We start from the raw sequence: 13,997 nt of genomic DNA, 5'->3' as shown, positions 1-13,997 counted from the left end.
CTCTCTTTCCGTCAAGGCACACACTGACCGCTTCTGGCCGATATCTGCCAGAGTCAGAGGTTTCTTAGCTGCACGACATGCGTCGCATGAGCATCTTGAGTTCGTCTGAAGCCGCAGCGTAGGTGAAAAGTGCTTCACTCAGAAGGGTCGGTGTAAAGACGCACACTTTCAAAGTGCAAAGCGGCGTGGGCAAGCAAAGCGCTAACCAGCCGCCTGCCAAACTGTTGCCTCCGTGACGCAGGAGTCGCATAAACACGCCGCAGCCTTCCTGTGCGGGTATGCGTGAACGGATCAGCAGACAGGCCTCCGACGCCCACCAGTTGGCGATCAGCCCGCTCTAAGTTGCATCTAATCCTATATCGCAGGCCCAACAAGGCACTGCAGCAGACGCTTCGACGCCGCTGAGTTTTGGCGTTGGACTGCTCTGGGTTTTATGGAATTAAGAAGTGATACCGCTCGATAGGTTTTGGCTTCTCATCACCTGCAATGCTTGAAAACCACGATAAGCCTTCCAATGCTCCAAAACGGCCAAACCTCATCTCATCCTGAAAGAGCTGATGCACCAGTGATTTGACTCACGCTCAGATAGTGGCATTTTGCCGAATCTGTGCTGTACTGCTATCCAGTCTTCGGTATGAATCGTATGGGAGAGAGCGATGAAAAGAGCCGCACTGCTGGTAATAATTGGCACAACCGTGCTTTCCGGATGCACTTTTTATCAAGAAAAATTCAACGAACTGGAGTCCAACTCCTTCGTTGCTTACGTACCTGTGGACTCGAACTCACTGAGCCCGCCTATACCAAAGGGAGGAAAATCGAATTTTTTGCCGTCATATGATCCAAATGTTGCTAAAGCTAATCTTCAGGGCGATGAATTCCATGCCGGGGACTGTATCATGGTCGTCATGAATACCGGCAACCTGAATCAAAACTTCGAGACTTGGTTCGAGAGAAATTTGATAGGTGAGGATAAAACTAGAAACGAGATTTCCTTTACCTCTCAGGTTTACGAGACGCCAACTGAATTACCAGCAGGAACAACCGCCCCCGGTAAACAGCTTTCTATCCATGAATCGAAAGGCCAACTCAAGAGTCGCCCTCTGACTGTGGATAATCTGATTTTGTACGGCCCACGAAAGTATTATGGCGGCCCTATCACTTTCAGCCTGTATGTATCGGAAAAAGATCATGACGAGCTTACGAAGGTCAAAAAGGACATTACAGATTCTACGAAGATTATCAACGCTCAGCTGCCAGAGGGTAGCAAAACAACCTTCAAGGATTTTGTTGCTGCAGGCGTTAATGGGGCCACGCTAGATGCTTTTGGCTATGTTGCGATTGGGACACAGGCGATCGATTTATTCGCGGATGTGTTTTATCAGCTAAATGAACAAGACGACGTTGTAATGAAGGCCAACTTTACGCTGCTTCAAACCGGCACGAAATCAAAAACATATCAGTCATTTTTGAGAGAGGGCTATTTCCCAGTAGTTCGGCTTTCAACAAATGAATCATATCCAGCAGGTCTTAGCGACTTGGTTCTTGACCCACAAAGTGGTGAGATAAAGATGTCTGGTCATCATCAAACCTCTCTAACCCTTCAGATAACAAAACCTAGTTCCTGTCCAATATGACATGAAAAAGTGGGACAGACTTGTTATCAGAAAAATATGGCTACCCTATTGTTCCACAGCTAAAACTCTGTAGCTCCCGCCGGAGAGTGGCTAGATCTTTAAAGTCCATATTCTTCCTAGTAGTATTTCTATTACACCAAATAGTAGGCAATTGAGGGCGCCGTAGAAGGTTGCCGAAGTCGGAGCTCAAGGTCAATTAGGCACGAAGTCTTTTCCAAGCTCACGCAAACGCGATAGCATTCGAGCGTCTGGATGTCCGCTTGGGGTCGACTGATGCCCTTTTTTACAGACAGAAATCGGCCAAAAGCTACCTCTGCCGTGCGATTACTTTCCGCTCTTGACGACACTAAACTTTGGAAGCGGAGCAATTATAACCTGTTGCAGCATTGGTTTAATCGGAGTAAAAGGCCATCGCTACTGAAGGTTTTCGCTTCGGTGACTATGCCCCCCTTATCTGACAAGGAATGTTTTATGGCTAAATCTGAAACGTTGAAAGCGGCCGTGGACGCAGACGATGCTCCAGACTCAATTTGGGCTCTTGAGGACGTTTATCCGAAGGTCGATGATCTCCTGAACGCGTCTGTTCTGTCTGCTGCGAATGCCGACGTTCTCATTGTTTTGGATACAAATGTCTTGCTGCTCCCTTTCACCATCGGCGGTCGGGAATTCAAAGAAATTAAATCACTGATAGGCAGGCTTGCTGGCGAAGGGCGATTAAGGGTGCCAGCCCGTGTTGTTCGGGAATATCTCAAAAACCGAGATGGTAAGCTCGCAAGTATACTCAAGAACGTTCACGACAAGACGAGCGGCGTTGGGAGTGTCGTTGCGACACTGCCTCATTTTTTTAAGGACTTGGAGGAAGCTGGTCCTGCTCAAGCAGCCGGTGCAAAACTAAGTGAAGCAGGAAGCGAGTATGCAAAAGTTCTCCAAAAATTGATCAGTCGTATGAAGGGCTGGCGTGGAGACGACCCTGTTACGTTGGCATACCAAGAAATATTCAAACAAGGTGTTGTAGTTGATTTTGAGTATGTCCGTGCAGATATAGAAAAAGAATGGGAGGTCCGCAGAGCTTCGAAGATACCTCCTGGATATAAGGATCAGAGCAAATCTGATAAAGGTTTGGGCGATTTTCTCATCTGGAAAACGATCCTGGATATCGGCAAGACAATGCAACAAGATCTTATTTTCGTGACCGGCGATGAAAAAGCTGACTGGCGAGTAGGATCCAATCATCAAGGTGTTTACCCGCGACCTGAACTAATTGATGAATACCGTAGAGCTTCCGGGGGGAAGAACCTAGAATTATTGAAGTTGGCGGAGCTCCTTGCTCAAGTCGGTGTAGAAGCGGCTGTCGTCGAGGATGTAAGAGAAGCTGAGGCGTCGAGCCCTGCGAGCGCGGAGTACGAAAATTCGTATTCTGAGAATGTAATTGGATTCGACTACTCAACTCAAAATGGGGAGGTCGTAGTATTGGTATCGAATGTAGGCGCATTCAAACTCCACTTCAGCAAGGCAAGCAACGAGTCAATTCACGTTTACTCTACTGGTGGTACAAGAGTGGCTCGTGTAAAAGGTGCTGAAAAACATTCACCCCTTTTATTTGAGGGCTACGATAGCAGTTCTCGTGTGTACACCGTTCGTACGGGCGAAGTCTTCCTAGCTAGAAATGAAGATGGAAGTACTCTGGCGGCCCGGATATTGAAAATTGAGGATGACTCACGAGGTTCTGATCAGGATGAGGTAGTCTTCAGTTATCGGGCTTCTGGTCCGGGTCAGACCGTGCGAGCACCGTAGGCTTAGAGTTGAAATTTCGGCTTTCGGGGAGCAACGTGCTTTGGCCCCGATGCTCACCTTGTATGGAACGCTTCATGGGCGATCCTTTCGATGAAATCTTCAGAAATCATAGCAAGGGTTTGCGAAGGCGTTTTTACACACTCTGGGCCGATTCCTGTCTAGCGCGCAAGACTCCAATCAAATCAATAACAACAGAGGCCGCAAATGCAGCCTCTCAGAGCGTCTGGCAAAACCGCCTTTAGCATAATCACACAACTTGCAACGGCGCCTCTTTAACGCCAGCAACCTCAAAAATCAACAGTAGCCGACACCTTCAACGTACGCGGCGCCCCTTGGGTCAGATAACCACCATTAGCCGAGGCCCAGTAATTCTCATCGGCAACATTCTCCAGCATCGCGTTGAAGGTCACCCCGCGGCCCTCCATTTTCGTCCGATAGCGCGCGCCCAAGTCGACGCGGGTCCAGGCGGGGATGCTGTATTCGTTGGCGCTGTCTACGAACTGGCCGCCGGTGCGCAGTAGCAGGCCGTTCAGGCTCACCCCGGGCAAGCCGGGCACATCCCAGTCGGCGCCCAGATTGAACTGGAATTTCGGCACCCCCACCGCCTGGTTGCCATCGTCGCGCCCACCAGCGGTGCCGCTAAGTTCGGCTTTGGTCCAGGTGGCGCCGCTCAGGAGGCGCAGGCCGTCCAGCGGTTCGCCGAACAGGCTCAGTTCCACGCCGCGGTTGCGCTGCTCGGCATCCACCCGGTAGTAGCCGTCGCCGCCGAGCACGCCTTGCGGCTGCTCGATGCGGAACAGGCTGAGGCTGCCGCCGAAGGTGCCCCAATCGAGCTTGGCGCCCACCTCGGTCTGCTTGGAGCGATAGGGCGCGAACATCTCGCCGTTGTTGAGCGCGGCGGCCGGCGCGGTCGGGCCCTGTTGCAGCGACTCGACGCGGTTGGCATAGAGCGACAGGAACTCGGTGGGCTTGATCACCAGGCCATAGGCCGGCGTGGTGATGCTTTCCTGATAGCTGGAGGTGCGGGCACCGCTGGCCGCGTTCCAGGCGTCGGCGCCGATGGATTGGCGGCGCACACCCAGGGTCAGGAGCACGCGGTCGTCGAGCAAGCCCAGGGTGTCGGACACCGCCAGGCTACGGTTCTGTACCTTGGCGGTGGTGTCCGGGTCGTGAATGTCGCCGGAGACGCTGGTGGCCGGCGGCTCGGCGACGGGCTGGCCCTCATACAGATTGCCGAAGCCGCGACTGCCCGCCGCGGTGGACTCGAACGCGTTGCGCTTCTCCTGCCAGATACCGTTGGCGGCCAGGTTGATGCGGTGGCTGACCGGCCCGGTGGCGAGTTCGCCGCGCAGCCCGGTGACGGCGCTGAGGGTTTCCTGGTCCAGCGGCGAATAGAGGCGGCCGATACGGGCGTCGCCATTCGCGCCATAGACGTAGTTGGAGGCGTAGACGCCGTTCTCCCGCGTGTATTTGCCGCCGGCGCTCAGGTAGGCGGTCCATGTGGGCGACAGGTCGTACTCGGCGCTGAACATGCCATAGGTGTCTTCGAGCTGCGACCAGCTCCAGGGTTGCGCGTAGTTGTGGTCGGCGTCGGGTGCCGACGGCGTCTTGCCGTTGAGTGTGCTGGTGGGCCCCGTCGTGGTCAGGTAGACCACCGAGCGTCCCTCATTGACCCGTTGCTTCTGGTAACCGAGGTCCGCGGACAGGCGCAGACGGTCACCGCGGTAATCCAGACCGAGGGTGGCCAGGCTGAAGCGCGAGTGCTCATCGTCCACCGCGGTCTCGCCCTCGCGCTGGGCCAGGTTCACCCGCACGCCGAAGCGGTTGTCCTCGCCGAAGCGCTGGCCCAGGTCGAGGTGCCCGCCTACCCGACTGTCGCTGGCATAGTCCAGGGTGGCGCTGCGCGTGGGGGTGTCCTCGGCACGCTTGGAGACCACGTTGATCGCCCCGCCGACACCGCTGCCCGACGGCGATACGCCATTGACAAAGGCGTTGGCCCCCTTGAACACCTCGACCCGCTCGACCGACTCGGTGGAGATGATCTGGCGCGGCAGAATGCCGTACAGGCCGTTGAAGGCAATGTCGTCGCTGAACAGCTGGAACCCGCGCACGACGAACACTTGGGAGAAGTTGCCGAAGCCAAACGACTGACGCACACCCGGATCGCTGGCCAGCACATCGGCCAGGGTCTGCGCCTGGCGCTTCTCGATCAGCTCGGAGGTGTAGCTGGAGAAGGCGAAGGGCACATCTTGCATGTCCTGGTTGCCCAGCACGCCGATGCGGGCACCGCGCGCCGCCTCCCCGCCGGCGTACTCGGCCGGCAGGTCGACACGGTCTTCGGCGAGCCCACTGATGGTGGTCGGGCCCAGCTCCAGCACGCCCTGCTCGGGCAGCGGCACCAGGGTGATGGTGCCGTCGTTGCCGGCCTGGAAGGTCAGGCCGCTGCCCTCCAGCAACCGCTGCAGGCCGTCGACCACCGAATAGTCGCCCTTGAGCGCCGGCACCATGGCGCTGCCACGAGTCAGGCCGGCGTCATAGAGCAACCGCACGTTGGCCTGCTCGGCGAAATCGATGAGCGCCGCGTCGAGCCGCTGGGCAGGCACGTCGAGCTCGACGGCTCGCGCCTGTGCGGCGGCCATGGCCAGGGGAAGAACGGCTAGCGCCGCGAGGAAGGAAGTCGACCGCATGCTGATGTCCTTGGCTTTCAATACGAAGAAGTCGCATTTGCAGGAACGGAAGACGAAGGCGGCGATGATTTCTGAACCATCGCCGCCTAAATATTTTCTTTTTTTGAAGGTACAGGCGCGGCGCGGGGCTCAGCGGGACGTGACCAGGATCAACCCCGGCAGGCGCACCAGACGCACAGGCAAGGTGGTTTCCACAGCGCTCAACACCGCCTGTGGGTCGTCAAGGGCGAACACACCGGTCACCTGTAGCCGGCGAGCGGCTTCGTCGACAAACAGCACTCGCGCAGACTGGCTGCGCTCAAGCTCGGCGAACACTTGCTCCAGCGGCTGGTCGCGGAACACCAGCTTGCCGCGCTGCCAGCTCAAGCGCTGGCGTGCATCCAGTGCCTGCGGCGCCTGCAGCGCCCCGCCGCGCCACTGCACCTGCTGCCCGCCGACCACGGGCAGCGGCTCGCGTCCCTCGCTGGAGGCCAACACGCGGCCCTCGCTTACCGCGAGGTCGACACCGCCCTCCTCCAGACGCACATCGAAGCGCGTGCCAGTGACGCGGATGCGCGCCTCGCCGGCCCTGACAGTGAACGGTCGAGCCGGGTCATGGGCGACCTGGAAATCCGCCTCGCCGCGGTACAGCCTGACCTCGCGGCGACCGTCGACAAACTGCCAGTCCAGCGCCGAATCGCCGTTGAGGGTCAGCAGCGAACCATCGGCCAGCCGCACCTCGCGCACCTCCCCCGGTTGGGTGCTGATGTCGGCATACAGGCCAATCCAGGTGCCACGCGGTAACCACAGGGCGAGCAACAGCATCGCAGCGCAGGCAAGCGGGGCCGCCCACAGTCGATGGCGACGTATCACGCGTACCTGGGGCTGCTCGGCCGGACGTTCTATCTGGCCGAGCAACGACCACAGCCCTTCCACCTCACGCAACGCCTGCTCGTGCTCGGGCGCCGCCTGGCGCCAGGCCTGCGCGGCATCGCGATCGGCAGCGGTGGCGCGGCCAGAATGCAGCAGCACCTGCCATTGTCGGGCCTGGTCGAGAAGCGAAGGATGATTCACGGCTGCGGGTCCATCTGCTGCTGGCAGTGTTCGAGGGCCTTCAGGATATAGCGTCCGGCCATGCTTTCCGAGACACCCAGGCGCTCGCCGATCTCACGCTGGGTCAGCCCGTCCAGGCGATTCCACAACAACGCCTGGCGCAGGTGCGGGGGCAAACCCTCGACCACGCGCTGCAGTCGCTCCAGGCGCTGGGCGTCGCTTGCCGCTCGCTCCGGACCCGGCTGGGCACTGACCAATTCGATGGATAGCTCCTCCTCGACCGGACGGGATTTTTGCTGACGGCGGTAGTCGATGATCAGGTTGCGCGCGATGCGATAGAGGAACGCACGAAGGTTGCCGATCTCCTGCCCGGATTCGCGCCGGCGAAAGCGCAGCCAAGTCTCCTGGCGCAGGTCGGCCGCCAGTTCTGCGCACTTCACCTGCCGTGTGAGGAAGTGCAGCAGCTCGCTCGAATGGCTCTCGAACTGGCCGTCGGTGGAATGAGGATCGGATGGCCTGGACACGCAAGCGACTCAAGCGAGGAGGAGTCGCGAGAATATATCAGATGATAATGACTTTCAATTACTAACAGGCCTGCGGCATTTCGTCCTCCTTTTCCAGTATGGCCATCCCTGGAACGACCCTATCGTCGCCGCTGCTGGCAACCAGACTGAACCCTGTCTATTGTTTTTGGCGACGGAATAGCTATCGGAGGCATGGACATGAATCAGAGCATTTCGCCCGCCGCTTCAGCCGTGGGGAAAACAGGCATGGTCGCCACGTCCTTGTGGGGCTCGGACAAAATCGGCGGTATCACGGTCGATCCGGACGGTGCTATCTGGCTTGGCGCCTATAGTCGCCTGGGACTCGGCGGCGAAGAGGATTCAGGCTTCACCGGCAGCCTGGTCCGGTTCAATGCCAACGGTAGCCTGGACCGCCACTTCAGTGGCGACGGTAAATCCCTCCTGCCTGTGGCGCTCGATATCGAGGACGGCGGTAATGCCGCGGTGCAGCCGGGAGGGGGTTACCTGGTGGCGCAATACGTGAAAGTAGGCGACACCTGGGTGTCGGGCGTAAGCCGTACCTTGGCTGACGGCAGCCTCGATACGAGTTTCGGGAATGGCGGCACCGCGACAGTGCCTTTCTACTGGAATGACTCTCTAGGCCAGCAAGCGTCGTTCTCCGTGCAACGCGACGGCAGTTTTTTCGCCAGCGCCGCGTATCCCTCTGGGGATATCTATATCGCCCGCTTCGACGCGACGGGGGCCTTGGTCTCGTCTTTCGCAGAGGCCGGGATCCTGCACCTGCCAGCGTCCGTCGGCATTCAACCCAGCCGCACGATCGACGTTTCGCTGCAGGGAGACGGGAAGGTATTGGTCACGGGGCAAGATACCCTGACCCGCCTCAACCAGGACGGTACCCTGGACAGCAGCTTTGCCAACGGCGGCAGCCTGGCCCTGGATGTTCACGCAGACGCCCTCGTCCTCCAGGATGACGGCAAAATCCTCCTGGCGGGCGCCTCGGGCGGCGTGGCGACCGTCATCCGGCTCAACGCCGATGGCTCGCTCGACACCGATTTCGGTAATCAGGGTCGGGTAAGTTGGGGCTCGCAAAGCGCGCCTTTCGCCGTAGCCGACATGGTCGTACTGGCCGACGGCAAGCTGTTGATTGGCGCAAGCCAAGGTACCAGCGCGGACGGCTATCTGGCCGCCCTGGTCCAGTTGAACCCCGACGGCAGCCTGGACCACAGCTTTGGCAATCCCGACGACGGCTATTACCACCTTGACGGTGGCCGCGATGATGACTTCTTGCTCGGCACCGCCTCGTTCGACGATGCGATCTTCGGCGGGGCCGGCAACGATCTGCTCGATGGCCAGCAAGGTCGCGACCTGCTGACGGGCGGTGCCGGGGCCGATACGTTCCGCTACCAGTCAGTCACAGACAGTTACCGAACCGCAACCGCGGCCCATAGCGACCGCATCACCGACTTCGACCCCAGCACCGATACGATCGACCTCGCCTCCCTGGGCTTCCTCGGGCTGGGCAATGGACATGACGGAACGCTGGCGATTCGAGTCAATGAAAGCGGGACGCGGACCTACCTCAAGAGTTTCGATGCCAACGCGGATGGGGAACGCTTCGAAGTGGTCTTCGACGGTGACTTGAGCCAAGCGCTGAATGAAACCAACCTCCTGTTCCAGCCAGCCAGGCTGATGGGCACCGAAGAGGCCGATCGTTTACAAGGCAACGCTCGCGGCGAAATCATCGAAGGATTCGCGGGCGATGATCGCCTTCATGGAGCGCTAGGCAATGATGTATTGGTTGGCGCAGAGGGCCGGGACCTATTGACGGGTGGCGGCAACAACGATGTGTTCCGCTTCGACGTACTGAGCGACAGCTACCGTACCGCCACCGAAAACCACACTGATCGCCTGGTTGACTATACCGCGGGTGAAGACACGATCGATTTGTCCGCCTTGGGCTTTACCCGGCTGGGAAACGGTTACAACGGCACGCTGGACGTGGTTTTCAATGAAACCAAGAACCTGACTTACTTGAAGAGCTACGAAGCCGACGCCGATGGGGCTCGATTCGAGTTGAGCTTGGTCGGGGACCACTCCGGTTACCGTGACTTGGACATCACTTTCGCCGAGCCCCCGGCAGAGGAGGTCTTTCAGTTGATCGGAGTGACTGACTTATGGGTGTAGAACGCAAGCCTGGTCATTCCTTGCCTTGGGCCGCATCCCGAGCGGTCTAAGGCGCCATCAGGGTCTTCGCTTCTTGTGATGATGGTGGGCTTGGCGAGGGCGGCCCTGAAGCCGTGGCGAACCTCTTCGCTCAAAGAGGGGATCCGTTCGGTACATTCCGCTCTAAGCTACGTTTTCATCGTAGAAGGCGATGCGAAGTCCGGGCCTGTCCTTGGAGACAAGGATATTGATGCGATAGCTTCGCCAACGGCCCTGTGCATCACGCAGCGTAATGTCCGTATCGCCGATGGGGAGGATTTCGGGGTCATCCCACCATTGCATCGTTTGTGGGACGGCTTGAAGAACCTCGTTGAGGATGGACTTTAGAATCGGGCTCTTCCCTCCCGTCAGATAGTCATGGCGCGCCTTGAGCAGGACAAGCCTCGCGGCGAACTGCCAGTCTTGAATCTTCTGCCGGTAGTGGTCGGAAAAGAAAACGATGAGGATCATATTCGGTCGCGGCAATGCGAAGTCTTCAAACAGGATCCTTGCCGCTTCGTTATGGGCCAGCACATTCCAAGAGCTGTCCATTATGTAGGCGGCTTGATCGAGAGCATTGATCATCCTTACGAGCGACTGAGGAAGCTCGGCACTTTCAGCTCCATCCGCAAATGTCTCACGGCCGGCCAGGGCAAAAAGGTGCTCCCGTTCGGCTCGGTCGAGCCGAAGCCCTCGCGCCAATCGCTGGAGGAAGTCGTCCGATACCGCGATGTCGCGTCCCTGCTCAAACCAGGTGTACCAGGTCAAGCCGACACCCGCCAACGCGGCGACTTCTTCACGACGCAGGCCCTTTGTTCGACGGCGGCGCCCCTGCGGCAGGCCAAGCGATTCTGGAGACGTGCGCTCGCGACATTGGCGGATGAAGTCTGCAAGCGCCTGTCTGGCCGGCACACGCGTTAATCGATCAGACGTCACTTCACACCTCCTAAAGCATCACTTTAGTAACAGCATAAATGCCCCATTGTAACAGGATGTATTGCGGGTAATCTCTGGGGCACGAAGTGATCGGATGCCAAACTCGGGAGGTTGGATCGTATGCTCCTCTACCAATTTCAAAAGGGCACGAATCCGCGGCGCGTTATCATCTACCTGAGCGAAAAGGGGATTGACGTTCCGCGATATGAACTTGATTACGCCGGCGGAGAGCACAAGTCGCGCGAATACCTCGCAATCAATCCCAGCGGACGAGCCCCGACACTCCTCACCGATGAAGGTGTGCCCATCACCGACTCCGCCGCCATCGTCGAATATCTGGAGGAGCTGTATCCCGACACGCCGATGATTGGGACGGACGCCATTTCTCGATCAAAGATACGGTCGCTTGAACGCCTGGGCACTGATCTGGTAGTCCGGGCTCAGCTTTGGCTGTGGAACGTGACCCCATCCTTTCCTGCCAAGGAGCCGTCCCCGTCACCGGAGGTTGCTGAAAAGCTCTTTGGGTACGTCACCGAAATACTGGATGTCCTGGAGACGACGATCGGAGATAACGAGTTCCTGGCAGGAGACAAGCCTTCGATCGTGGATTGCACGGTATTTTCAATTTTTCAAACATGCCGGGAGAGATTCGACCACCCTTTCGGCTCCGCTCATCCGCGCCTTGACGCCTGGTACAAGAAGTTTCGCCAGCGGCCGAGCGCCGACTACTGAGAGGCCAGTGATTTGAACACGCCCAAGGCCATGAACTGCAACTCAAAGAGACTGAAGGCAAGCGACGGCCCCGTCTTCGTTCCGATCAGACCCTCCAGAATCAGAATGGCAATCGTCATGACTGTATTCGTTTACCCCATCGTGACGCTCCTGCTCTACGCATTGAGTCCGCTGGCCGACAATTGGGCTGTGTGGCATCGAACACTGGTTCTAACGCCGATCACCGTAAGCCTCATTGTCTTTATCGTGAGCCCGTTGATCACAAAACACTTTGACTGGTTCCTGCGTCCTCGCTCAGCGCCGGGATGCATCGTAATGTCTCGGCCGAAACACCGCCTAGGCCGTCGGCACCGTTCCGCCGTCGATCACAAACTCACTTCCCGTGATAGATGAAGCTCGCGGCGAAGCCAGAAAGCCAATCAGGTCGGCCACCTCTGACGGGGACGAGGGGCGCCCGAGCGGGATGCCTCCCAGGGCTTGCATGATGATCTGCTTGCCGCCTTGATAGTCAGTACCGGCTTCCTGCGCGAGTCGCTCGGCCAAGGCGACCGAGGCTTCGGTTTCCACCCAGCCCGGCGAAACCCGGACAACACGGACGCCCTTGGGCGAAACCTCTTTCGATAGGCTCTTGCTGTAAGTCGAAAGCGCAGCCTTGGCCGCTGCGTAGGCTGTCGTAGCTTCCGGCAGCGGCAGCCGACTCTGGATGGAGGTCACGTGGAGGATGACCCCTTCCTTTCGCTCCAGCATATCCGGTAGCAAGGCGCGATCCAGACGCACGGCCGGAAACAGATTCAGATTGAGCTCACGTTGCCACTGCTCTTCGTCCAGTGCCGCGAAGCCGCCGCCGGGTGCCGAGGAACCACCCAGGACGTGGACAATGATGTCCACACTGCCCAATCGCTGCCTGGTCGCGGCGACGACCGCATCACAGCCTTCCCGGGTCGAAAGATCGGCCTGGACCAAGAGGTTATCCGGCAGCGTACCGCTTGCCTTCCGAGCGGAGGTAAGCACCTGCGCGCCCTCCGCCAGGAACAGCTCGACTACAGCCTTCCCGATGCCTTTGGTGCCTCCGGTGACGAGGACTCGCTTACCACTCAAGCCAAGGTTCAGCATGGGGTGATCTCCAGAGCACCTATTCGATCGCCCTCCAGAGTGAAGACGTGACTCAGATGAACCGGGCTACCAGGAAAATCGCCAGTAAGCCGTGCGATGACAGTCAACTTGCCCTCCCCCAGCAGCGCCTGCAAAGGTTGAACGTCAAAGGAGAACGTCCGCCGGACCTCCTGTTGCCAAGCTTCGATGGCCTGAATGCCCTCATGCGTCTGGTTTTCATCGAACACCGTGGCCTGTGGGCAGAAGCAGCTCGCAAGCTGTGATACGTCGCCGCCATTGCTGATATTGAAGTACGTCTCAACGACGTCGGGAAGCTGAAGGCTCATTGGCCGGTCTCCTGGATGGATTGCTGGGAGCGATCTTGCTACCTGACCGATAGTTTGCTCAACTGGGATAAACTTTATGGCCTATCCCAAAATTCAGGATAATTCATGTCAGATACTCGTCTAGGCCTGAGCGAGCTGGACGCTGTCCTAGCGGTTGCCCGCAGGGCTTCGTTCCGACAAGCCGCCATCGATCTCAATGTCTCGACCACCGCGCTAAGCAGCACCATCGCCAAGCTGGAAGCGAGCCTCGAAACGCGGTTGTTCAATCGTACGACGCGTAGCGTGGCCGTTACCGAAGCGGGCAGGATCTTTCTGGAGCAGGTGGGGCCGGCCCTGCAGGATTTGCGTACTGCGCTCGACGCGGTGCGATCTCACAATGCCGGTCCTTCGGGCACGCTGCGCATCAATGCGTTCGCCAGCGCAGCTCGAGCGGCACTGCTGCCGTTGATGATGGAATTCCTGCGGCATCATCCGAAGGTACACATCGACCTTGTCACCGAAGGCCGCCTGGTGGATATCGTCGCTGACGGCTTCGATTTCGGCGTCCGTTCCGCGAGCCTCGTACCGAGCGATATGATCGTGATCCCCCTCGGCCTGCCGCAGCGGTATGCCGTGGTCGGTACACCGGCGTACTTCGAGCAATACGGTAGGCCACGGACGCCGCCTGATCTGCTCAACCATCGGTGCCTGCGTGTTCGTTTGCCGAATGGGGCGATTTTTCCTTGGCATTTCGAGCGCGATGGGGAAGTGACCAGGCTCGATGTGAGCGGCCCGCTCACGCTCGATGAACCGAGCGTCGTCAAGGCAGTGGTGCAGGAAAGCATGGGGCTCGGCTTTTTCATGGAGCAGGACGTTCAGGATGAAATCCAGGCCGGACAGTTCGAGCGAGTGTTGGAAGATTGGACACCGCCCAGGGACAAGCTTTGCCTGTACTACCCGAACCGTCGCAACCCCTCTGCCGCGGTCAAGGCATTCATCTCCCTGGCTCGCGCCAATCCGTCCGCCCAAGAATGATCG

At 58.4% G+C, this 13,997-nt stretch carries 13 protein-coding genes; 5 read left to right on the top strand and 8 right to left on the bottom strand.

Annotated elements, in window-relative coordinates; all coding sequences use genetic code 11:
* Nucleotides 1-134 precede the first annotated feature (134 nt).
* Nucleotides 135-371, bottom strand: a complete 237-nt coding sequence (locus BLT00_RS32550; protein WP_371856943.1) for a GNAT family N-acetyltransferase — start codon at nt 369-371, stop codon at nt 135-137.
* 285 nt (nt 372-656) lie between these two features.
* Here BLT00_RS32550 and BLT00_RS16455 point away from each other — a divergent pair, with 285 nt between their 5' ends.
* Both BLT00_RS16455 and BLT00_RS16450 read left to right on the top strand, forming a co-directional pair.
* Nucleotides 657-1,634 carry a hypothetical protein gene (locus BLT00_RS16455; RefSeq protein WP_092144627.1) on the top strand — a complete coding sequence of 326 codons (978 nt, stop codon included), beginning with the start codon at nt 657-659 and terminating at the stop codon, nt 1,632-1,634.
* A 471-nt stretch (nt 1,635-2,105) separates the two neighbouring features.
* Nucleotides 2,106-3,428 (top strand): PIN domain-containing protein, encoded by a 1,323-nt coding sequence (locus BLT00_RS16450; RefSeq protein WP_092144625.1) that lies wholly within the window; start codon nt 2,106-2,108, stop codon nt 3,426-3,428.
* Between the two features lie 287 nt (nt 3,429-3,715).
* Here BLT00_RS16450 and BLT00_RS16445 read toward each other — a convergent pair whose 3' ends face one another.
* The 3 genes from BLT00_RS16445 to BLT00_RS16435 all read right to left on the bottom strand — a co-directional run bounded on the left by BLT00_RS16445 (nt 3,716) and on the right by BLT00_RS16435 (nt 7,671).
* Nucleotides 3,716-6,115, bottom strand: coding sequence for a TonB-dependent receptor (locus tag BLT00_RS16445; RefSeq protein WP_092144623.1), 2,400 nt, complete (start codon nt 6,113-6,115; stop codon nt 3,716-3,718).
* 129 nt (nt 6,116-6,244) lie between these two features.
* A complete protein-coding gene (locus BLT00_RS16440; RefSeq protein ID WP_092144621.1) occupies nt 6,245-7,168 on the bottom strand; it encodes a FecR family protein in 924 nt (307 codons plus the stop codon).
* Nucleotides 7,165-7,671: an RNA polymerase sigma factor gene (locus BLT00_RS16435; protein WP_092144619.1), complete on the bottom strand. Its 507-nt coding sequence runs from the start codon at nt 7,669-7,671 to the stop codon at nt 7,165-7,167. Before BLT00_RS16435 ends, BLT00_RS16440 begins: the two co-directional genes overlap by 4 nt.
* Before the next feature lie 198 nt (nt 7,672-7,869).
* Between BLT00_RS16435 and BLT00_RS16430 the strand changes: the two genes are divergently transcribed.
* Nucleotides 7,870-9,855 carry a M10 family metallopeptidase C-terminal domain-containing protein gene (locus tag BLT00_RS16430; protein ID WP_092144617.1) on the top strand — a complete coding sequence of 662 codons (1,986 nt, stop codon included), beginning with the start codon at nt 7,870-7,872 and terminating at the stop codon, nt 9,853-9,855.
* Nucleotides 9,856-10,017: 162 nt separating this feature from the next.
* Here BLT00_RS16430 and BLT00_RS16425 read toward each other — a convergent pair whose 3' ends face one another.
* Nucleotides 10,018-10,809 (bottom strand): MmyB family transcriptional regulator, encoded by a 792-nt coding sequence (locus BLT00_RS16425; protein ID WP_092144615.1) that lies wholly within the window; start codon nt 10,807-10,809, stop codon nt 10,018-10,020.
* A gap of 120 nt (nt 10,810-10,929) precedes the next feature.
* Between BLT00_RS16425 and BLT00_RS16420 the strand changes: the two genes are divergently transcribed.
* A complete protein-coding gene (locus tag BLT00_RS16420; RefSeq protein WP_092144612.1) occupies nt 10,930-11,541 on the top strand; it encodes a glutathione S-transferase family protein in 612 nt (203 codons plus the stop codon).
* Here BLT00_RS16420 and BLT00_RS32155 read toward each other — a convergent pair.
* From BLT00_RS32155 to BLT00_RS16405, 3 genes are all read right to left on the bottom strand, one after another.
* A complete protein-coding gene (locus BLT00_RS32155; protein WP_256572671.1) occupies nt 11,535-11,660 on the bottom strand; it encodes a hypothetical protein in 126 nt (41 codons plus the stop codon). The two genes, BLT00_RS16420 and BLT00_RS32155, sit on opposite strands and share 7 nt — an antisense overlap.
* Nucleotides 11,661-11,877: 217 nt before the next feature.
* Nucleotides 11,878-12,654, bottom strand: a complete 777-nt coding sequence (locus BLT00_RS16410) for an SDR family oxidoreductase (protein ID WP_092144611.1) — start codon at nt 12,652-12,654, stop codon at nt 11,878-11,880.
* Complete coding sequence (locus BLT00_RS16405; RefSeq protein WP_092144609.1) at nt 12,648-12,980, bottom strand: nuclear transport factor 2 family protein; 333 nt, start codon at nt 12,978-12,980, stop codon at nt 12,648-12,650. The genes BLT00_RS16410 and BLT00_RS16405 overlap by 7 nt, the downstream gene beginning before the upstream one ends.
* A gap of 105 nt (nt 12,981-13,085) precedes the next feature.
* Here BLT00_RS16405 and BLT00_RS16400 point away from each other — a divergent pair, with 105 nt between their 5' ends.
* Nucleotides 13,086-13,994 carry a LysR family transcriptional regulator gene (locus BLT00_RS16400; RefSeq protein ID WP_092144607.1) on the top strand — a complete coding sequence of 303 codons (909 nt, stop codon included), beginning with the start codon at nt 13,086-13,088 and terminating at the stop codon, nt 13,992-13,994.
* Nucleotides 13,995-13,997 lie beyond the last annotated feature (3 nt).

Source organism: Pseudomonas sp. NFACC51 (genome assembly GCF_900103575.1).
In the GTDB taxonomy this organism is placed as follows: Bacteria; Pseudomonadota; Gammaproteobacteria; order Pseudomonadales; family Pseudomonadaceae; genus Aquipseudomonas; species Aquipseudomonas fluorescens_Q.
This window is presented reverse-complemented; position numbering and strand designations above follow the sequence as displayed.